Origin of the sequence: Bacillus cereus group sp. MYBK139-1 (assembly GCF_051916915.1) — a bacterium.
Taxonomy (GTDB): Bacteria; Bacillota; Bacilli; order Bacillales; family Bacillaceae_G; genus Bacillus_A; species Bacillus_A pacificus.
Map to the genome: position 1 here is coordinate 143,499 of NZ_JBQAHO010000002.1, position 20,863 is coordinate 164,361.

Sequence of the window (20,863 nt, forward strand, 5' to 3'; positions counted from 1 at the left end):
GAGGTTTGTAATGTAAAAAAGATGGTGTGTAGGTGGTGAAAGTATGAAAGAGCGCGATAAACAAAATTCATTAAACTCTAATTTCAGAATCTCACCAAATCTTATTGGACCTACCTTTCCTCCTGTTCCAACGGGATTTACTGGTATTGGGATTACTGGTCCAACCGGTCCACAAGGCCCGACAGGACCTCAAGGGCCAAGGGGGTTACAAGGTCCAATGGGAGAGATGGGCCCGACAGGACCTCAAGGAGTACAAGGAATTCAAGGACCCGTTGGGTCAATAGGTGCAACGGGACCAGAAGGACAGCAGGGGCCACAAGGATTAAGGGGACCACAGGGAGAAACTGGAGCGACAGGACCTCAAGGAGTGCAAGGATTGCAAGGTCCAGCTGGTCCAACCGGAGCGACAGGAGCACAAGGTATACAAGGTATACAGGGATTACAAGGGCCCATTGGAGCTACCGGGCCAGAGGGACCACAAGGAATCCAAGGAGTGCAAGGATTACCTGGGGCAACTGGTCCACAAGGAATACAAGGGGCACAAGGAATGCAAGGGCTACAAGGGCCGAGTGGAAATACAGGGGCAACCGGAGCGACTGGTCAGGGGATAACAGGTCCGACTGGAGTAACAGGTCCGACAGGGATTACTGGCCCGTCAGGAGGACCTCCTGGTCCGACGGGGCCAACTGGTGCGACAGGTCCGGGCGGTGGACCGAGTGGAAGTACAGGAGCAACAGGAGCAACGGGAAATACTGGGGCTACAGGAAGTACGGGGGTAACAGGAGCGACGGGAAGTACAGGTCCGACTGGAAGCACGGGAGCACAGGGCTTGCAAGGAATACAAGGGATTCAAGGGCCAATTGGGCCAACTGGTCCAGAAGGTCCGCAGGGTATTCAAGGGATTCCTGGTCCGACGGGAGTAACTGGTGAACAAGGAATACAAGGAGTTCAGGGTATTCAAGGAGTAACGGGAGCAACAGGGGATCAAGGTCCACAAGGTATACAGGGGGCTATAGGGCCACAAGGGGCAACAGGGGCCACAGGAGATCAAGGTCCACAAGGAATACAAGGAGTACCAGGGCCATCAGGAGCAACAGGCCCACAGGGAGTTCAAGGGCTACAAGGTCCGATGGGTGATATAGGACCGACAGGTCCAGAAGGCCCAGAGGGACTTCAGGGCCCGCAAGGAATACAAGGTGTGCCAGGGCCAGTTGGAGCGACGGGTCCAGAGGGTCCTCAGGGGATACAAGGCATTCAAGGACCTGTAGGAGTAACAGGCCCACAAGGTCCACAAGGAATTCAGGGAATACAAGGTGTGCAGGGGATAACGGGAGCAACTGGAGTACAAGGAGCAACTGGAATTCAAGGGATACAAGGGGAAATAGGAGCAACAGGTCCAGAGGGGCCCCAAGGAGTGCAAGGTGCTCAAGGGGGGATTGGTCCAACCGGTCCGATGGGCCCCCAAGGAGTGCAAGGAGTACAAGGAATACAAGGAGCGACGGGCGCACAAGGAGTGCAAGGTCCACAAGGAATACAAGGAATACAAGGTCCGACTGGGGCAACAGGAGATACGGGAGCAACAGGTGCGACAGGGGAAGGCACTACAGGCCCAACAGGAGTAACAGGTCCAACAGGGATAACAGGCCCATCTGGAGGACCAGCCGGACCGACCGGCCCAACGGGGCCATCAGGTCCGGCGGGAGTAACAGGTCCATCTGGTGGACCACCTGGCCCAACAGGAGCAACTGGAGCGACAGGAGTAACAGGAGATACTGGGGCAACAGGCTCAACTGGAGTGACAGGAGCGACGGGAGAAACGGGAGCAACCGGAGGGACGGGTTTACAAGGTCCGCAAGGAATCCAAGGAGTGCAAGGAGAGATAGGTCCGACGGGTCCCCAAGGTGTTCAAGGTCCGCAAGGAATTCAAGGAGTAACGGGGGCCACAGGAGATCAAGGTCCGCAAGGGGTTCAAGGCCCACAAGGCGACATAGGTCCAACCGGCCCACAAGGAATTCAAGGCCCACAAGGTTCTCAAGGAATCCAAGGAGCGACAGGGGGAACGGGAGCACAAGGCCCACAGGGAATCCAAGGTCCGCAAGGTGACGTAGGTCCGACTGGGCCACAAGGTCCAACTGGAATTCAAGGGATACAAGGAGAGATAGGTCCAACCGGTCCAGAAGGCCCAGAGGGACTTCAGGGTCCGCAAGGAATACAAGGTGTTCAAGGGCCAGTTGGAGCAACGGGTCCAGAGGGTCCTCAGGGGATACAAGGCATTCAAGGAGTGCAAGGAGCAACAGGCTCACAAGGTCCACAAGGAATTCAGGGAATCCAAGGTGTGCAAGGGATAACGGGAGCAACTGGAGCACAAGGAGCAACTGGAATTCAAGGGATACAAGGGGAAATAGGAGCAACAGGTCCAGAGGGCCCACAAGGAGTGCAAGGAGTACAAGGAGAGATAGGTCCAACCGGTCCAATGGGTCCCCAAGGAGTGCAAGGAGTGCAAGGAATTCAAGGAGCGACGGGCGCCCAAGGAGTGCAAGGTCCACAAGGGATTCAAGGAATACAAGGTCCGACGGGGGCAACAGGAGATACGGGAGCAACCGGAGCGACAGGGGAAGGCACTACAGGCCCAACAGGAGTAACCGGTCCAACAGGGGTAACAGGCCCATCTGGAGGACCAGCCGGACCGACCGGCCCAACGGGGCCATCAGGTCCGGCGGGAGTAACAGGTCCATCTGGTGGACCACCTGGCCCGACAGGAGCAACCGGAGCGACAGGAGTAACAGGAGATACCGGGGCGACAGGAGCAACTGGAGTGACAGGAGCGACAGGAGCAACGGGAGCAACCGGAGTGACGGGTTTACAGGGACCGCAAGGAATACAAGGTGTTCAAGGAGAGATAGGTCCAACCGGTCCGCAGGGTATTCAAGGTCCCCAAGGAATCCAAGGAGTAACGGGGGCTACAGGAGCACAAGGTCCACAAGGAATTCAAGGCCCACAAGGCGACATAGGTCCAACTGGCCCACAAGGAATTCAAGGTCCACAAGGCCCTCAAGGAATCCAAGGAGCGACGGGGGCCACAGGAGCACAAGGTCCACAGGGAATCCAAGGTCCGCAAGGTGACATAGGTCCGACCGGCCCACAAGGCCCACAAGGAATTCAAGGCCCGCAAGGAATTCAAGGTCCAACGGGAGCTACAGGAGCAACCGGAGCGACAGGTCTCCAAGGAATTCAAGGCCCCCAAGGAATTCAAGGCCCGCAAGGAATTCAAGGCCCGCAAGGAATTCAAGGTCCAACGGGAGCTACAGGGGCAACCGGAGCGACAGGTCCCCAAGGAATTCAAGGCCCGCAAGGAATTCAAGGTCCAACGGGAGCTACAGGGGCAACCGGAGCGACAGGTCCCCAAGGAATTCAAGGCCCGCAAGGAATTCAAGGTCCAACGGGAGCTACAGGGGCAACCGGAACGACAGGTCCCCAAGGAATTCAAGGCCCGCAAGGAATTCAAGGTCCAACGGGAGCTACAGGGGCAACCGGAGCAACAGGTTCACAAGGTCCAACTGGAGATACAGGTCCAACCGGAGCTGGAGCCACTGGAGCGACTGGGGCGACTGGAGTTAGTACAACTGCAACGTATGCATTTGCGAATAATACATCTGGAACCGCTATTTCCGTTTTATTAGGTGGCACGAATATTCCGTTACCAAACAATCAAAATATTGGACCGGGAATAACTGTTAGTGGTGGGAATACTGTATTTACAGTTGCAAGTGCAGGGAATTATTATATAGCTTATACAATTAATCTAACGGCAGGATTACTTGTAAGTTCTCGTATAACTGTAAATGGCAGTCCGCTTGCGGGAACGATAAACGCTCCGACAGTTGCTACTGGTTCATTTAGTGCAACAATCATTGCTAATTTGCCTGCTGGAGCTGCTATTAGTCTGCAGTTATTTGGATTAGTTACAATCGCTACATTATCTACGGCAACGCCAGGAGCTACTTTAACTATTATTAGATTAAGTTAATAGGAAGAAAACCTTGGGGCTTTTTATGCTTCAAGGTTTTTATTTGTTAGAGCAAAAACATCGCAGTTCGAAAATATATTATAATAGAATGAAAAGAGAGAAATTTGGCAGAAAGGGAGGGTGGCGATGCAGGAGATGGTTACAGATTTTTTTGGACGCCCACTTCAAGATTTGCGTATATCTGTCATTGATCGTTGCAATTTTAGATGTACATATTGTATGCCAGCGGAAGTGTTTGGGCCAGATTATGCTTTTTTGAAAGATGAGTTTTTACTGACGTTTGATGAAATTGAGCGATTGGCAAGATTATTTGTTAGTATCGGTGTACGAAAAATTAGACTTACTGGTGGCGAGCCACTACTTCGTAAAGATGTAACAAAACTTATTGCACGTCTCGTAAAAATTGACGGGCTATTAGATATAGGGTTAACGACCAATGCAATTCATTTAACGAAACAAGCAAAAGTATTAAAAGAAGCTGGATTACATAGAGTAAATGTTAGTTTGGATGCAATAGATGATGATGTATTTAAGGCTATTAATGGCCGGAATATTAATACGAAACCTGTTATAAAGGGAATTATGGCTGCAAAAGAGGCCGGGCTTGATATAAAGGTAAATATGGTTGTAAAAAAAGGGATGAATGATCATCAAGTACTTCCAATGGCTACGTATTTTAAAGAGCAAGGAATCTCGCTTAGGTTTATTGAGTTTATGGATGTTGGTAGTACAAATGGATGGAACTTTGATCAAGTCGTTACGAAACGAGAGCTAATTGAGATGATTCATCGCGTGTATCCGCTTGAGCCAGCTGAAGCGCATTATTTTGGTGAAGTTGCAAAGCGATATCGTTACGTTGGAACAAATACTGAAGTCGGTTTTATTACTTCTGTTTCTGAGTCCTTTTGTTCCTCTTGTACGAGAGCGAGAATTTCAGCAGATGGAAAGTTTTATACTTGCTTATTCGCGACAGAGGGACTCGACCTAAGGGAACTTCTTAGAGGAAATCTTTCGGATGAGGAGTTAGTAAGCGTTATACAAGATGTATGGATGAATAGAAAAGATAGGTATTCAGATGAACGGACGGAAGAAAGTGCAAAAAATCGTCCGAAAATTGAAATGTCTTATATAGGAGGATAAGGAAGGAGGCTATCGTATGCAGGAGCGATATTCAAGGCAAATATTATTTTCTGGTGTTGGAGAAGAAGGGCAGAGAAAAATTAGAGAGAAGCATGTGCTTATTATTGGTGCGGGAGCTCTTGGTGCAGCAAATGCAGAAGCGATTGTTAGAGCAGGTGTTGGAAAAATAACAATTGCGGATCGTGATTATGTAGAGTGGAGCAATTTACAAAGGCAACAATTATATACAGAAGAAGACGCAACGCAGTATAAACCGAAGGCGGTAGCTGCGGCAGAGCATTTAAAAGCGATTAATTCTGAGGTGGAAATAAATCCGGTTGTAACGGATGTAACAGTGCAAGAAATGGAAGAGCTAGTGAATGGTGTAGATTTAATATTAGATGCGACAGATAATTTTGAAACGCGACTTCTTATTAATGATATTTCACAAAAGTATAATATTCCGTGGATATATGGTGGTTGTGTCGGAAGCTATGGCGTAACATATACAATTGTACCAGGAAAAACACCGTGTTTTCGCTGTTTAATGGAGCATCCGGCGAGCGGGGCAACATGTGATACGGCTGGTATTATACAGCCGGCAGTACAATTAGTAGTTGCGCATCAAATAACGGAAGCGCTGAAAATATTAGTAGAAGACTATGGGGCACTTCGCGAAACGATGTTATCGTTTGATCTCTGGAATAATCAACAGATGGCATTTAAAGTGAATAGGCAGAAAAAAGAAACGTGTTTATCTTGCGGAAGATTACGTACATATCCGAGTTTAACATTTGAAGCACAAACGAAAACAGAAGTGTTATGTGGACGAAATACAGTACAAATCCGTCCAGGTATGCGGAATGAATTTAATTTAGAAGAAATTAAAAAGCGCTTACAAAGAAGTGTAGATGTAAAAGCTACTCCGTATTTAGTATCTTTTCTAGTAGAAGAATTTCGTTTTGTTTTATTTACAGATGGCAGAGCATTTATTCATGGGACGAATGATATAAATGTAGCAAAACGTTTATATGCAAGATATATAGGTTGAACCTAAAGGGAAATCCTTTAGGTTCAACAGGGAGAAGGTTAAGACTTTCTCGCATAATCTCCACTTTTTCCACCTGTTTTTTCAAGTAAGTACGTTTCGCCAATAATCATACCTTTATCAACAGCCTTACACATATCGTACACAGTAAGAGCGGTAGCGGAAGCAGCTGTTAAAGCTTCCATCTCAACACCGGTGCTACCTTCTGTTTTAACTTTTACTTCAATCAGTAATCGATATTGTTCATCGGATTGTTTCCAATCGAAAGAAACGTCAACACCTTTTAATAATAAAGGATGGCACATTGGGATAATGTCAGAAGTGCGTTTTGCAGCCATAATACCAGCGATTTGTGCAACTGCTAATACGTCACCTTTCCCAATTTCATTATGAGAGATTTTATCGTAAATTTCTTTTGTAACGACAATGCTAGAGCACGCAATTGCTGTTCGAACGGTTGCTTTTTTGTCGCTTATATCAACCATTTTCGCGCGTCCTTGGTCATTAAAGTGTGTGAATGAAGACATGGAATTCCTCCTTGAAGTAATTTCTATTTAATATATAAAGTGTAATCGAGATAAAAAAAATTGCAAATATGGGGTGAGAAACGATGGTAGAAAAACGAATTCCGATTCAAGTTGCTGAGGCAGTAGAGAGAGTAATGGAATACGCGAAAATTGGTGAAGTAGAAGAGATTTCTATTACGGAAAGTTACGGGAGAATTCTTGGGGAGGATGTTGTCTCTGATCATGACGTTCCTCATTTTGATCGTTCTCCTTACGATGGTTTCGCAATTCGAGCGGAAGATACGAAAGAAGCAAATCAAGAGAATGCAATTGAGTTTGAAGTAATAGGAGAAATTGGAGCGGGGTCTGTTTTTCTAGATGCAGTAGGATCTTTTCAGGCGGTTCGTATTATGACAGGAGCAGCTATTCCAGCAGATTGTAATGCAGTCGTAATGCTAGAGCTGACGGAAGGTTTTGAGAAGGACGGAAAAACATATATGAAGTTAAAGCGTCCGTTTCATAGTGGTGACAATGTGTCATTTAAAGGAGAAGATATAAAGCAAAATCAAGTTCTCGTTCAGAAAGGTGTTGCAATCAATCCAGGTGTTGCGGCCTTATTAGCGACGTTTGGATATAGTACTGTGAAAGTTGTAAAACAGCCTGTTGTTGGTATTGTGACGACAGGAAGTGAATTGTTAGAAGTACATGAGTCGTTACAGCCGGGGAAAATTAGAAATAGTAACTCTTATATGATTGCTGCTCAAATTATGAAAGCCGGAGGTAAAGTTCGGTATTATGGCCAACTTGCCGACGAGTTGGATGCATGTTTTACAGCTGTTCAATCAGCGATGGATGAAGTTGATATTTTAATTACGACAGGCGGTGTGTCGGTAGGAGATTATGACTACTTGCCAGCTATTTATGAAAGATTACAAGCGAATGTACTCTTTAATAAAATAGCGATGAGACCAGGAAGTGTAACGACCGTAGCTGAAGTTGATGGAAAGTTACTTTTCGGTTTATCAGGGAATCCATCAGCTTGTTACGTAGGATTTGAGCTATTTGTGCATCCGGTTATAAAAACATATTTGTATGCGAAAGAACCTCATGTATATAGAGCAGACGCTATTTTACAAAAGGATTTTCCAAAGCCGAATCCGTTTACTCGTTTTGTAAGAGCAAAGGTGACAATCGTGGACGGGGCATTACAAGCGATGCCAGTCGGTTTAGATAAATCGAGTGCGGTATCTTCACTTGCAGATGCGAATGCTTTTATTGTGTTGCCTGGAGGAACAAGAGGCTTTGAGGCAGGGATGAAAGTGTCTGTATTATTGTTAGAGCACGCTGAGGGATGTGATTGGCCATGGGCAAAGCCCCTTCAATCTTACAAATAGTAGGGTATCAAAATAGCGGGAAAACAACACTTGTTGAGAAAGTAGTGTATGCATTAGCTGAACAAAACATGAAAGTTGCTACCATTAAACATCACGGGCACGGAGGGTTTCCAGAAGTAGCGCAAAAAGATAGTGAAAGGCACCGAAAGGCTGGTGCTGTTGTTAGTAGTGTAGAAGGTGCTGGATTCCTTTCGCTTTCGTCATTAAGAGAAAACTGGTCTTTGCAAGAAATTATTCGCTTATATGAGTTTTTCGAAGTAGATACAATTGTAATTGAGGGCTATAAAAAAGAGAGCTATCCGAAAGTAGTGTTACTTCGTTCTGCGGAAGACGTTGAACTTTTACATAAAGTAGAGAATATAGTAGCAGTTATTACGTGGTATGATGCTCCTGCAAACTTACGAGAAGAATATAAAGTATTTCATATAACAGAAGAAGAATTGTATATAGATTGGTTTGTACAAACGGTAAGGAGAAAGAAACAGTAAACAAAAACATAGACAAAAGTAGGCATATATAATAAAAAGTACTTATGAAACAATATAAACCGAAAGAATTTTCAGAAATGCTTCTTAATGTTTCTGTTAAGACATTACGAAGGTGGGACAATCAAGGTGCTTTAACTGCTTACCGAAACCCAAAAGGAAGAAGATACTATACAGAAGAACAGTATAAGGAATATATGGGTATTCAAGAAGAACTTGTTCAGGATTTAATATCTATCATTCATGTATTTAGCTGTAGAATATATGGGTTGAGAAAATACAAAAAGAAAATGTCGGAGGATGAAGACTTATGAAAAGAGCATATTTAATAGAAATCAAACCGACAACTGAACAAATTAGTAAAATCCGTCAAACTATTGGGGTGTGTCGATATGTATATAACCTGTATATCTCTAAAAATAAAGAGGTATATGAGTCGGAGGGGAAATTTCTTAGTGGTTATGACTTTTCCAAATGGTTAAACAACATTCATACAAAAGAGTGTGACTAGTGGATTAAAGAAGTGTCGAGCAAAGCGGTAAAGCAAGCGATTATGAATGGAGATAAAGCTTTTAAGCGGTTTTTTAAAGGTTTATCTAAGTTTCCACGATATAAAAAAAAAGAAGAAGCAAGATGTGAAGTGCTACTTTCCGAAAAACAACAAAACAGATTGGACAGTAGAAAGACATAGAGTAAAAGTCCCTACAATTGGTTGGATAAGGTTAAAAGAGTATGGATATATTTCAAAAAATACAACTGTAAAAAGTGGTACAGTATATCAAAGAGCAGGAAGATACTATGTGTCTATACTCTGTGAAGTGAAAGAAGTAAAACCAAATGCAACTCTCAATGCAGTAGGTCTAGGAATTGATTTGGGAATTAAAGACTTCGCTGTACGTAGCGATGGAAAAACTCACAAAAATATAAATAAAACAGTACAAGTAAAAAAGATAGAAAAACGGTTAAAACGTGAACAACGCTCTTTATCACGCAAATTTGAAAATATAAGAAAGAGAGGTGAACAACCTGTTACTAATAAAAGAGCGAATATAAACAAAAATATTCTTAGGGTGCAACAACTACATGCTAGGCTAGCAAATATTCGATTAGCGTATGTAAAGTCTATTGTAAATGATGTGGTGAAAACCAAGCCAACGTTTATTACAGTAGAAGATTTGAATGTGAAAGGTATGATGAAGAACAAACATCTATCTAAAGCTGTAGCGCAACAATGTTTTTATGCTTTTAAAACATGGTTATCAACGAAATGTAGGGAATATGGAATTGAACTACGGCAAGTGGACAGATTCTATCCATCTTCTAAAATATGTTCATGTTGCGGTCAAAAAAAGTCGGATTTAAAGCTGTCTGACCGAGTATATACATGTGATTGTGGAAATGTAATGGATAGAGATTTGAATGCGTCAATCAACCTTTTACAAGCAAAAAAATATACAATACTAACGTAAATAGGTTGTATATATGTACGGTGGGCTACATCGGAATTTACGCCTGTGGAGTGTCACAGCAAACTGTAGTAGCAAGTGATTAGCGAGGCAGGGCACGTAGAAGCGGGAATACTCTAAGAATATACATTTGTCTATATTTTTAGTAGCAGTGCGAAATGACAAATACGTATTATGAAGTAATTGATACAGAAATTTTGGTTGAAGAGGTAGCGAAGAGAGTAATTCGCCGCGAATGTGGTGCTGTTACAACATTTATTGGAACGGTTAGAGAGTTTACGAAAGGGCGTCGTACATTATACTTAGAATATGTCGCTTATAAAACGATGGCAGAAAAGATGCTAGAGAAAATCGGATCAGAAGTGAAGGAGAAATGGCCAGGTACACACGTTGCGATTACACATCGCATCGGTACACTGCAAATTTCTGATATCGCGGTTGTTGTGGCTGTTTCAACGCCGCATCGTAAAGCGGCTTATGAAGCAAATGAATATATTATGGAACGCATAAAACAAATTGTTCCGATTTGGAAAAAGGAGTTTTGGGAAGATGGAGATTCTTGGATCGGCGATCAATTAGAAAAAACGCCATATCCGGCGGGAGAGCCTGGGAAGGAGCTATAAGTATGATTCGAGTATTGTTATTTGCGAACTTGCAAGAAGAAGTAGGAAGAAGTGAATTACAAATAGAGAAAGAAAATATTACGGTTGCAGAGTTAAAAGATATTGTTGCAACTGAATATAATGTACCAGTATCGGCACCAATTATGGTTGCGATTAATGAAGAATATGCAAATGAAGATGATACGATTCAATCTGGTGATGTTGTTGCACTTATTCCACCAGTGAGCGGTGGTTAATATTGGATTTATTAAAACGACTTTCCTACATAGGGAAAGTCGTTTTTTTATGGCAGTTTTGAGAACACTAATGTATAGAACAAGGAGGGAACTATGAAAAAAATATGTGCAGTTATGACAATGCTATTATGTGTGGCTTTTTTCTCTTCTCCAAGTGATTCTTTCGCGAAAGAATCAAGAGAACAACTTTTAGAGAGTGCATTATCGAATAGGTACTATTCAGTTATTAGGCAAGTGACAGAAGATCAATATGAATGTGCTTCAGTTATAAATATAAAGCGTCTCGGCAAAAACGGTGAGTTCGTTCCTAGGTTTGAAATTACGCTACAATTTCTTACGTTCCAAGGTGCGCATAATCCGCCGAATGATAAAGTTACACTTACTTTGGAGGATCATTTAGATCACGTAAAGATAAAGAAAGTGGAGCGGGAAAAGAATGTTTCTGGTGCTATTGCAGAAAAGGTTTGTGAACGTCAAAAAGAAAAAATAAAAGCTCACTCTACTGATTCAGAGTGATAACCTATGACATTTAGTAAAGAAAGGTAATGAGCGATGGATATATTTTTAGCGATTTTACCAGCTATATTTTGGGGAAGTATTGTGCTATTTAACGTGAAACTGGGCGGAGGGCCTTATAGCCAAACGCTCGGTACAACGTTTGGCGCACTTATTTTCTCAATTGTTGTTTATATTTTTATGAAACCAGTATTGACTCCTACTGTTATCGGAGTAGGGATTGTGTCAGGTTTATTTTGGGCTCTCGGTCAGGCGAATCAATTAAAAAGTATTGATTTAATGGGCGTTTCGAGGACGATGCCGATTTCAACAGGACTTCAATTAGTTGCGACAACTTTATTTGGAGTCATCGTATTTCATGAGTGGTCCACAACAATATCAGTCGTCCTTGGTGTATTAGCTCTCGTTTGTATTATTATCGGTGTTATTTTAACATCTCTTCAAAGTGAAGAAGAAAAGAATGCAGAGCAAGCGGGCAATTTTAAAAGGGGCATTATCATTTTATTGATTTCAACAGTCGGTTATTTAGTTTACGTAGTAGTGATTAGACTGTTTAACGTAGATGGTTGGTCAGCTTTGTTGCCACAAGCAGTTGGTATGGTGTTAGGAGGGATTTTGCTTACTTTTAAACATCATCCATTTAATAAATATGCAATACGAAATATTATTCCAGGATTAATTTGGGCAGCTGGAAATATGTTTTTATTCATTTCGCAACCGCGTGTCGGAGTGGCAACAAGTTTCTCGCTATCGCAAATGGGAATTATTATTTCGACGCTTGGCGGGATTCTTATATTAGGTGAAAGAAAAACGAAACGCCAATTAACAGGGATTGTTGTCGGTATCGTTTTTATTATCGCAGCTGGAATTATGTTAGGGATAGCGAAAAGTTAAAGGGGGTATTGGAATGTATAGTGACTTAGAAGGAAAGGTTGTCGTTATTACAGGATCAGCAACTGGTCTTGGAAGAGCGATGGGAGTAAGGTTTGCAAGGGAGAAAGCGAAAGTAGTGATTAACTATCGCTCACGAGAATCAGAAGCGAATGATGTGTTAGAAGAAATAAAAAAGGTAGGCGGAGAAGCTATTGCTGTAAAAGGTGATGTAACGGTCGAATCAGATGTGGTAAATCTCATTCAATCTGCTGTAAAAGAGTTTGGTACGCTTGACGTTATGATTAATAATGCGGGGATAGAAAATGCGGTACCATCGCATGAAATGCCGCTTGAAGATTGGAATAGGGTAATTAACACAAATTTAACAGGTGCTTTTTTAGGAAGCCGTGAAGCGATTAAATATTTTGTAGAACATGATATTAAAGGATCTGTCATTAATATGTCTAGTGTTCATGAGAAAATTCCGTGGCCCTTATTCGTACACTATGCAGCAAGTAAGGGCGGTATTAAACTGATGACAGAAACGTTAGCGATGGAATATGCGCCAAAAGGTATTCGAGTAAATAATATAGGACCAGGTGCAATTAATACGCCGATCAATGCAGAAAAGTTTGCTGATCCTAAAAAACGTGCTGACGTAGAAAGTATGATACCGATGGGCTACATTGGAAAACCAGAAGAAATTGCAGCGGTAGCAACTTGGCTCGCTTCTTCAGAGGCGAGTTATGTAACTGGAATTACGCTATTTGCAGATGGTGGAATGACGTTATATCCATCGTTTCAAGCTGGGCGTGGGTAATAGAAAAGGACGAAGAGGTAATGCTCTTCGTCCTTTTTTACAAAAAAAAATAGCGGCCAGCTATTTTAAATTTAGTGATTAATTGTGTCTTGAAGATATTCTGTTGCTTGATGTTCAGAAACATTTTGTACGAGTGCAACTTCACTAATCATCATTTTTCGGGCGTTATCTAGCATTTGTTTTTCGCTCGCATTTAAAGCTCTCTCTTTATTGCGGCGAAGTAAATCTCGAACAACTTCTGCACTATCTTGCAGATTGCCGTTTTTCATTTTTTCCATATTCATTGTATATCTTTGTTTCCAGGAAAGTGATGTATCTGATTCCCCGTTTTGAAATTCAAGAAGTATATCATTTAACGTACCTTTATCTACGATATAACGAATACCTGATTTTTGTAATTGATCCATCGGAAGCATTACTTGCATATCTTTACTAATGATACGTATCACACAATATTGACGTGTTGTTCCTAATATTTCTTTCTCTTCAATGGCTTCGATGACTCCTGCGCCGTTCATTGGATAAACGATTTTATCACCAATTTGAAACAAATCATCCACCTCCATATGTGGTAACCATCTTTAATGATAGCATAAGTGAACGAAAATGTCAAATTTTATATAATACCATAATAATTATATTTGAGTCAATAAGTAAAAGCTCCTTTTATATATTTTTTTGCTTTTACTTATTGATGATTTTATTAGAAAAATAGTACAGGCGGAGAAAGGAGGCATATCCACTTATTTTTAAGCATAAAATGTAAAATCGCTAATACAATATACCTAAATCCGTTCTTTGCAAAGGAGGGAGAGAAGGTGGGGCGCACAATAAAAATTGATATTACAAATAAAGTTGTAGCTAAATTTAGGCCAGATTATTTGGAATTATATACGAGTAAATTTATGATAGGTAAGTTTTATGTCTATACTGAAGGTAAAGAATATGTGTTAGAAGACGGATATATATATGAAGACGGAAAGTTTTATCGCATCATAGATACGCACCGTGGCAATAATCAAGCGGCGGAGGGCTGCGATCTAGGATGGTGTTAACATGATTCGTGTGAAAGTGTTTGATGAAAGTCACGAAAAAGACTTAGAAGACGCTGTAAATGTTTTTTTGAAAAAAATTGATGATAGTAACTTTGTAGATATTAAGTACCAAGTAGGTGTTTCTATTAATGATGACGAAAACCAAATTTATTGTTTTTCAGCAATGATCGTTTATAAAACATAAAAAAGAGCTGGGTGAGCCAGCTCTTTTTTATGTTTTATGTTGGGACAACATGTGTCGGTAATACGTTCATAATAGATTGGGTTGTGCCTAATTTCTTCGTCGTTAAAAGAGGCTCCCCTGTCTGATGATTTTGGGCATCTTTACACATACCAAGGTGATAACGATCACCTAAAAATGGATCAATATAAAAACCGTTTTTGAATACTTTATCATTCGGATGTTTTTCATGGTGAATGTCAGAGCAGTTAATGCAATAGAACATAGCGTTCAACCCCTTTTTATTTTTGTTTGAAAAAAGTGAGTCGGTAGTCATTTCGCTCCTAAGGAAATGTTGAGGAGAAGAGAAATAACTACCTACTCAAATGGTGGGCATATTCCTTCTGATTTTTCATATCTCGCGTAGTGTCCCTGAGGGAAGGAGGAGAGACGAAATACGCACGATATACGTAAGGCGCTTCTTCCAAGATGAATGATGGAGTTTCATGTTGAGAGAAGTTTTTATTTTTTGTTGCCTTTGTAAGTATATTATGAGGGAATGTTCAGAGGGTGTTTGTCCTGTTGAAAAAATGTTGAGAATTTCTCAACAGTAAAAAAGAGTTAGCGTTGACATGAAACTAAAAGGTGTTATATTATCAAAGTGTAACCAAAAGGTGTTATATTTGATTGCCGAATAAAGGAGAATGAAAATGGAACAACAAAATACATTAACTGACATTAAACAAACGATCGTTTTTAACGCGTCTATTCAAAAGGTGTGGAATGTAGTATCAACTGCAGAAGGGATTGCCTCATGGTTTATGCCAAATGATTTCGTATTAGAGGTAGGACATGAATTTCATGTACAATCACCATTTGGACCATCACCATGTAAAGTATTAGAAATCGATGAGCCAAATCACCTATCTTTTTCATGGGATACAGATGGCTGGGTTGTTTCATTTCATCTGAAAGACCTAGGAGATAATAAAACAGAATTTACGTTAATTCACGGCGGCTGGAAACACCCTGATGAAATTCTTCCGAAAGCGAATGCGAAGAGCTCTATTATTCGCGATAGAATGAGCGGAGGCTGGGTAGCGATTGTAAATGAAAAACTGAAAAAGGTTGTCGAAGGCTAAGTGGCCTCATCAGCAGCGAAATATGATGTGTTTCAAGCAATTGCTGATCCAACCCGCCGAGAAGTAATACGGTTATTAAGTGATAAAGAGTTACCGATTTCCAAAATAACGGATCATTTTCCGATGAGTCGTACTGCGGTTGTAAAGCACCTTCATATTCTTTCAGAAGCGAATTTAGTAAGCGGAAGAAAAAGCGGAAGAGAGAAGATATACCGCTTGCATCCAGAACCATTAGAGGAATTACAACAGTGGCTCTCGTATTATGAACGTTTTTGGGATAATAAATTGTCCATGTTGAAACATATTGTGGAGAATGAAGAGTAAAAAAGGATGACCGAAATGGTCATCCTCTTTTATTGCTCACTTGTTTGTGTAGCTGGCTTTAATAAAAGCCAAGCGATAATTAATGTACATACTGCTAATACGAAAGTGCTCATATAAATGACGTGTACACTTGATGCTAATGCGGATTGCGATTCAGTTACTATGTTTGTTGTAGTACCTCCATGTCCGCCAGATACAAGATCAAGGTTTTTAATACCACGTGCGTGAATCATCGTATTGAAGATTGTACCGAATATTGCAGCACCTAATGTTTGGCTAAATGTATTAATAAATGTGTTTAAACCAACGGCTGTTCCGCGTGTATGAGCTGGTACGGCTGCTTGAATTGTTACCATGTAGATCGGTGTCACAAGCCCCATTCCTAAGCCGAATAATCCGACTGCTACATAAATAAGGAACGATGGTGAGTTTGTTGATAATGTAAATAATAAGAACGTAGCGACTGATAAAATGCTAGCCCCAAGTAAAATGATTTGTTTCGTTTTTAATTTTCCTACTAAGTTACCAGAGAAAATAGCGCCAAATGTCCACATAACAGGGATTGGCATTAAAATAAGTCCAGCTTCTGTCGCATTTTTTCCTAATACACCTTGGCTCCAAATTGGAAGGTACATCGTAATACTAATAATCATTGCGCCAGCAATAAGCGTTAATATATTAATCGTAGATAATGTACGGTTAGAGAAAAGTGCTAGCGGAATTAATGGTTCCGGAGACTTTTTCTCGATGAATAAGAAAATAATGAATGAAACGACGGCGAAGATTAATAGGCCGATAATTGTTATGTCTCCCCAGTTTTGCTTACTGCTACCTGTTAATAACGCGTATAGTAGAGCAATCGTACTTAATGAGAAGACTGTTGCACCAAGATAGTCGATATGGTGTTTAGCAGGCTTAATAGATTCTTTGTAGTAAATGGCAATCATTAAGCAGGCAATAATTCCAAATGGAACGTTTAAGAAGAAAATATAACGCCAAGAAAGAGAATCAACTAAAAATCCACCTACTAACGGTCCGATAACACCAGATACACCCCAAACAGCACTCATCCAGCCTTGTGCTTTTGCGCGGTCTTTCGCTTCGCTATATAAGTCTCCAATAATCGTCATTGTGATCGGCATAACAGCACCAGCACCGATACCTTGAAGCGCACGGAAGAAGATTAATTGTTCCATCGATGTAACGACACCGCAAAGTGCAGAACCGATTAAAAAGATTGTAGCTCCAATGAGTAAAACTTTTTTACGGCCGAATAAATCAGCAAGTTTTCCATATATTGGAGTTGAAACCGCTGTAGCAAGCATGTAAATCGCATAAACCCAGCTAACAAGTTCAACGCCGGATAAATCACTCGTTATACGAGGGATTGCTGTACTAACAATCGTTCCTTCTACCGCAGAAAGAAACGTCATTAGCATTAAAGACATCATGACTTTTTTTCTCATATGTTTTCCCCTTACCCTTTTTCAAATATTCAACAATATAAAATATAAAGGTACTAAGGTAAATAAAGCAACAAAAAAGCAATGGAAAGTTAGCTGGAGCGTATATTTGTCGTTTTTTGTCGGTAAGTCGATATATTTGAAAAATCGCCGATATAAGTTGCAGAATCGCTGATATATTTGAAAAATCGCCGATATAAGTAGTAGAATCGCCGATATAATTTCATGTACCTATAAAAAAAGAAACAGGAATCCCTGTTTCTTTTTTTAATACTTCATTTTTGCGTTTTCTCCAGCTGTTGTTCCAGCAATTCTACCAGTAACAAGGGCAGATGTAATGTTATAACCACCAGTATAACCGTGAATATCAAGAACTTCTCCGCAGAAATATAAGCCGTTCGTAAATTTAGAAGACATTTCTTTCGGATTAATTTCTTTAACGGATACACCGCCGCCAGTAACGAATGCTTTTTCAATTGACTGCGTACCATTTACATTCACAGTAAATTCTTTAAAGTCTTTCACAAGTGCACGAATCTTTTCGTGAGAAACTTGTCCAGCTTGCTCGCTGCCATCAATTTCATTTTTTTCTAATAAGAATAGGAAGTAACGTTCAGGAACATAACCTTTTAACACGTTTTTAATTCCTTTTTTCGGATCTTCTTTCATTTGTTTCAGCATGCGCTGGAATAGTTGCTCGCTATTTTCTTCTGGCAACGCATCAATGCTCATTTGCACTGTCTTCGTTTTGAACTTTTTCAGTGCTTTTACAACGAATTGACTACAGCGAAGGGCAGCAGGACCAGATAAGCCGAAATGAGTGAAGAGCATGTCCATTTTGTGAGAAATGATAGCTTTTCCTTTCGGGTTTAATACGCTTAAGTTTACGTCTCGTAAAGCGAGTCCTTGTAGTGAACGGTCTTGAATAAATGGTTCGTTTGAAAGGATTGGTACTTCTGTTGGGAATAATTCTGTAATTGTATGACCAGCTTTTTCTGCCCAAGCATATCCGTCTCCAGTAGAACCAGTTTGCGGAACTGATTTTCCGCCGACAGCGATAACGACGTGGTTTGTTTCTAACACTTCGCCAGTCTTTAGTACAACTGCTTTCGTTTGACCGTTTTCATATTCAATCGTTTCAACAGGTGTATTCGTACGCATCTTTACACCTAAATCTTTTAATCGTGTTAAAAGTGCGTCTACTACCGATTGCGCTTTATTTGAAACAGGGAACATGCGGCCATGATCCTCTTCTTTCAGTTTTACACCGAGATTTTCGAAGAATGTAATAATATCTTCATTATTAAAAATAGAAAAAGCGCTGTATAAGAAGCGGCCATTTCCTGGTATATGTTTAACGATCTCATCAAGTGGTAGACGGTTCGTTACGTTACAGCGACCGCCACCAGAAATTGCAAGTTTACGCCCTAGTTTATTTCCTTTATCAAGAAGTAAGACGCTTGCGCCTTCTTCTGCAGCACCGATTGCAGCCATTAGCCCAGAAGGCCCGCCGCCGATGACAATAACATCATAATGCATAATATATCGACCTCATTTTCTACATTTCCTGCCTAAAAGAATAGCATGTTTTCCCTTAAAAGAAAAATAGAGTGAAGTACTGCTTAAGGAGAGAATTGTGGTACAATACAAAAGTTAGAGTTCAGCACTATCCTGCTGTTTGTGGGCCATAGGACTAAAACCTTAAGCGTTAGGGGAAGTCTAATAGTTCTCGAATGCTCGAATAGTTCAATTTATTATAGTTTCACTTTACCCCGCATTAACGGGCAGTAAGACTCCCACCTTAAAGTTTGCTTAGGTCAAAGAAGTAGGTGGGAGATTAACTGCCCCTAAATGCCCGATTGGTTCAACTAATAATCAGTGGGGAAGAACACCCCACTGATTAAAGTTTCACTTTATGTAGATGTAGGAGGATTTTTGTATGTCCGATTCGAAATTTCTGCGCGGAACGCTTATCGTTACGTTAGGGACATTTTTAGTGAAGTTCTTAGGCATGATTTACGTCTTTCCGTTTCATGCATTAGTAGGGACAGAAGGCGGAACGCTCTATACATATGGATATATTCCATATACAATCTTTTTAAGTATTGCAACGGCAGGGGTGCCGCTTGCTGTTTCAAAATTCGTTTCCAAATATAATGCGCTTGGCGATTATAAAACGAGCCGGAGAATGTTCCGCTCGGGAATGGTTATGATGATAGTAACAGGAGTTCTTTCATTCCTAGTACTGTACATGACGGCGCCGTTGTTTGCAGAAGCAATGCTTGGTAAACAAAGTGTACACAGTAATATAGGAGAAGTTACGACGATTATTCGTCTTGTAAGTTTTGCGCTTATTGTTGTACCGGCAGCAAGTTTAATTCGTGGTTATTTCCAAGGTCACCAGTCGATGGGACCAACTACTGTTTCGCAAATTATTGAACAAATTATTCGTATCGTCTTTTTATTAGCGGGTAGTTTTATCGTTATTAAAGTACTTGGTGGTACAGTTGCAACAGCAGTTGGGGTAGCGACATTTGCTGCGTTCGTTTCAGCAGTTGGAGCGCTCGGTGTACTCATTTGGTACTGGCTAAAACGTAAAAAACATTTGGATCAATATTTAATTGAACAAACTGTACCAGAATCGACAGTGAGTACTGTTCAATTATTTAAAGAATTATTTGCATATGCGATTCCTTACGTTGTAATTGGGTTAACAATTCCTTTATATCAACAAATTGATACATTGACATTTAACTCAATTATGCAAGCAATTGGCCAAGGTGATATTGCAGAGCGAGCACTCGGTATTTTCACAATGTGGACGCATAAATTAATTATGATTCCTGTATCACTTGCGACGGCGTTTAGTTTAACACTTGTACCAGCGATTACAAAATCATTTACTGAAAAGCAATACCGTTATTTAAAGTTACAAATTACACAAACATTCCAGGCAAATATGTTCTTAACATTGCCAGCGGTTGTCGGTATTTCATCACTTGCCTATCCGATTTATACTGCATTTTACGATTCAGATCCATTAGGTGGACAAGTATTAATGTGGTATGCACCGGTTGCGTTGTTATTTGCTTTATTTACAGTAACAGCGGCAATTCTGCAAGGTATTAACCAACAAAAGCATGCGATTATCGCACTTATAATGGGTGTTATTTTGAAATTTGTATGTAACGTAATCTTTATTCGTTATTTCGGTACAGTAGGGGCGATTCTAGCAACAGCTGTTGGTTTCCTAGCTTCTGTTTGGTACACAAATCGACAAATTAAAAAATACGCACACTATTCATTCGGTGTTGTATATAAGAGAACGTTCCAAATTGCAGTATTAACACTTGTAATGGTCGTTACTGTGAAATTATCACAATGGATTCTATCCTTCATGATTTCGCCTGATGGCCGAATGGGTGCTCTTATTACGGTTGCGATTTGTGCAAGTATTGGTGGTCTTGTTTACGGATTGTTAGCAATTCGCACAGGAGTACTTGAAAGAGTATTTGGCGGAGAAGCGTTAGAGAAGATCCAACGTAAACTTGGCAATAGATTCAAAATAAAGTTGAAATCAAAAGGGGCGTAATTACGTCCCCTTTT

Annotated in this window: 21 protein-coding genes and 1 pseudogene; 17 read left to right on the forward strand and 5 right to left on the reverse strand. The window is 41.0% G+C overall.

The genetic code is table 11. The annotated features are described in order from the left end of the window. The first annotated feature begins 43 nt into the window (after positions 1–43). The 3 genes from ACTFRS_RS11815 to ACTFRS_RS11825 all read left to right on the forward strand — a co-directional run bounded on the left by ACTFRS_RS11815 (position 44) and on the right by ACTFRS_RS11825 (position 6,197). Positions 44–4,027: a BclA-related collagen-like exosporium protein gene (locus tag ACTFRS_RS11815; RefSeq protein ID WP_440048713.1), complete on the forward strand. Its 3,984-nt coding sequence runs from the start codon at positions 44–46 to the stop codon at positions 4,025–4,027. Positions 4,028–4,153: 126 nt separating this feature from the next. Further along, positions 4,154–5,167: a GTP 3',8-cyclase MoaA gene (gene moaA, locus ACTFRS_RS11820; protein ID WP_139866398.1), complete on the forward strand. Its 1,014-nt coding sequence runs from the start codon at positions 4,154–4,156 to the stop codon at positions 5,165–5,167. Between the two features lie 16 nt (positions 5,168–5,183). Further along, positions 5,184–6,197, forward strand: a complete 1,014-nt coding sequence (locus tag ACTFRS_RS11825) for a molybdopterin-synthase adenylyltransferase MoeB (RefSeq protein ID WP_001158095.1) — start codon at positions 5,184–5,186, stop codon at positions 6,195–6,197. Between the two features lie 38 nt (positions 6,198–6,235). Here ACTFRS_RS11825 and moaC read toward each other — a convergent pair whose 3' ends face one another. Then, a complete protein-coding gene (moaC, locus tag ACTFRS_RS11830; protein ID WP_000094140.1) occupies positions 6,236–6,721 on the reverse strand; it encodes a cyclic pyranopterin monophosphate synthase MoaC in 486 nt (161 codons plus the stop codon). An 83-nt stretch (positions 6,722–6,804) separates the two neighbouring features. Here moaC and moeA point away from each other — a divergent pair, with 83 nt between their 5' ends. The 9 genes and pseudogenes from moeA to ACTFRS_RS11875 all read left to right on the forward strand — a co-directional run bounded on the left by moeA (position 6,805) and on the right by ACTFRS_RS11875 (position 13,113). Then, positions 6,805–8,094 carry a molybdopterin molybdotransferase MoeA gene (gene moeA / locus ACTFRS_RS11835; RefSeq protein WP_016718704.1) on the forward strand — a complete coding sequence of 430 codons (1,290 nt, stop codon included), beginning with the start codon at positions 6,805–6,807 and terminating at the stop codon, positions 8,092–8,094. Next, positions 8,064–8,582, forward strand: coding sequence for a molybdopterin-guanine dinucleotide biosynthesis protein B (mobB, locus tag ACTFRS_RS11840; protein WP_139866399.1), 519 nt, complete (start codon positions 8,064–8,066; stop codon positions 8,580–8,582). The genes moeA and mobB overlap by 31 nt, the downstream gene beginning before the upstream one ends. Before the next feature lie 44 nt (positions 8,583–8,626). Further along, the gene (locus tag ACTFRS_RS11845) at positions 8,627–8,893 is read left to right on the forward strand and encodes a MerR family transcriptional regulator (protein ID WP_000816197.1); all 267 of its coding nucleotides are present in this window, start codon (positions 8,627–8,629) and stop codon (positions 8,891–8,893) included. Next, a pseudogene (locus ACTFRS_RS11850) lies at positions 8,890–10,048 on the forward strand (RNA-guided endonuclease InsQ/TnpB family protein). The gene ACTFRS_RS11845 and the pseudogene ACTFRS_RS11850 overlap by 4 nt, the downstream one beginning before the upstream one ends. Before the next feature lie 155 nt (positions 10,049–10,203). After that, on the forward strand, positions 10,204–10,668 hold the full coding sequence (gene moaE / locus ACTFRS_RS11855; protein ID WP_000185927.1) for a molybdopterin synthase catalytic subunit MoaE: 465 nt from the start codon (positions 10,204–10,206) through the stop codon (positions 10,666–10,668). Between the two features lie 2 nt (positions 10,669–10,670). Continuing rightward, positions 10,671–10,904, forward strand: a complete 234-nt coding sequence (gene moaD / locus ACTFRS_RS11860) for a molybdopterin converting factor subunit 1 (RefSeq protein ID WP_242294806.1) — start codon at positions 10,671–10,673, stop codon at positions 10,902–10,904. A gap of 93 nt (positions 10,905–10,997) precedes the next feature. Further along, the gene (locus tag ACTFRS_RS11865) at positions 10,998–11,420 is read left to right on the forward strand and encodes a DUF3888 domain-containing protein (RefSeq protein ID WP_440024946.1); all 423 of its coding nucleotides are present in this window, start codon (positions 10,998–11,000) and stop codon (positions 11,418–11,420) included. Between the two features lie 36 nt (positions 11,421–11,456). After that, complete coding sequence (glcU, locus tag ACTFRS_RS11870) at positions 11,457–12,314, forward strand: glucose uptake protein GlcU (RefSeq protein WP_000350851.1); 858 nt, start codon at positions 11,457–11,459, stop codon at positions 12,312–12,314. A gap of 13 nt (positions 12,315–12,327) precedes the next feature. After that, on the forward strand, positions 12,328–13,113 hold the full coding sequence (locus ACTFRS_RS11875) for a glucose 1-dehydrogenase (RefSeq protein ID WP_138320943.1): 786 nt from the start codon (positions 12,328–12,330) through the stop codon (positions 13,111–13,113). 71 nt (positions 13,114–13,184) lie between these two features. On the opposite strand, the gene ACTFRS_RS11880 is transcribed toward ACTFRS_RS11875, so the two are convergent. Beyond that, on the reverse strand, positions 13,185–13,679 hold the full coding sequence (locus ACTFRS_RS11880) for a CarD family transcriptional regulator (RefSeq protein WP_080776417.1): 495 nt from the start codon (positions 13,677–13,679) through the stop codon (positions 13,185–13,187). A gap of 252 nt (positions 13,680–13,931) precedes the next feature. Here ACTFRS_RS11880 and ACTFRS_RS11885 point away from each other — a divergent pair, with 252 nt between their 5' ends. Together ACTFRS_RS11885 and ACTFRS_RS11890 are read left to right on the forward strand one after the other, a co-directional pair. Then, positions 13,932–14,168, forward strand: coding sequence for a DUF2553 family protein (locus ACTFRS_RS11885; protein ID WP_000533799.1), 237 nt, complete (start codon positions 13,932–13,934; stop codon positions 14,166–14,168). Between the two features lies 1 nt (position 14,169). Then, positions 14,170–14,352, forward strand: a complete 183-nt coding sequence (locus tag ACTFRS_RS11890; protein ID WP_000621752.1) for a sporulation protein Cse60 — start codon at positions 14,170–14,172, stop codon at positions 14,350–14,352. Positions 14,353–14,386: 34 nt separating this feature from the next. Here ACTFRS_RS11890 and ACTFRS_RS11895 read toward each other — a convergent pair whose 3' ends face one another. After that, positions 14,387–14,614, reverse strand: coding sequence for a DUF3973 domain-containing protein (locus ACTFRS_RS11895; RefSeq protein ID WP_048551376.1), 228 nt, complete (start codon positions 14,612–14,614; stop codon positions 14,387–14,389). Between the two features lie 424 nt (positions 14,615–15,038). Between ACTFRS_RS11895 and ACTFRS_RS11900 the strand changes: the two genes are divergently transcribed. Together ACTFRS_RS11900 and ACTFRS_RS11905 are read left to right on the forward strand one after the other, a co-directional pair. After that, positions 15,039–15,470: an SRPBCC family protein gene (locus ACTFRS_RS11900; RefSeq protein ID WP_000437775.1), complete on the forward strand. Its 432-nt coding sequence runs from the start codon at positions 15,039–15,041 to the stop codon at positions 15,468–15,470. Beyond that, positions 15,471–15,794 carry an ArsR/SmtB family transcription factor gene (locus ACTFRS_RS11905; RefSeq protein WP_087954060.1) on the forward strand — a complete coding sequence of 108 codons (324 nt, stop codon included), beginning with the start codon at positions 15,471–15,473 and terminating at the stop codon, positions 15,792–15,794. Between the two features lie 29 nt (positions 15,795–15,823). Here the strand turns inward: ACTFRS_RS11905 and ACTFRS_RS11910 are convergent, their stop codons facing one another. Together ACTFRS_RS11910 and ACTFRS_RS11915 are read right to left on the reverse strand one after the other, a co-directional pair. After that, entirely contained in the window at positions 15,824–17,260 is a 1,437-nt protein-coding gene (locus ACTFRS_RS11910) for an MDR family MFS transporter (protein ID WP_242269729.1), read from the reverse strand. Between the two features lie 264 nt (positions 17,261–17,524). Continuing rightward, complete coding sequence (locus ACTFRS_RS11915) at positions 17,525–18,796, reverse strand: NAD(P)/FAD-dependent oxidoreductase (protein WP_029440169.1); 1,272 nt, start codon at positions 18,794–18,796, stop codon at positions 17,525–17,527. Between the two features lie 400 nt (positions 18,797–19,196). On the opposite strand from ACTFRS_RS11915, the gene ACTFRS_RS11920 reads away from it, so the two are divergent. Next, positions 19,197–20,849: a putative polysaccharide biosynthesis protein gene (locus tag ACTFRS_RS11920; protein WP_242294857.1), complete on the forward strand. Its 1,653-nt coding sequence runs from the start codon at positions 19,197–19,199 to the stop codon at positions 20,847–20,849. The last annotated feature ends 14 nt before the right edge of the window (positions 20,850–20,863 follow it).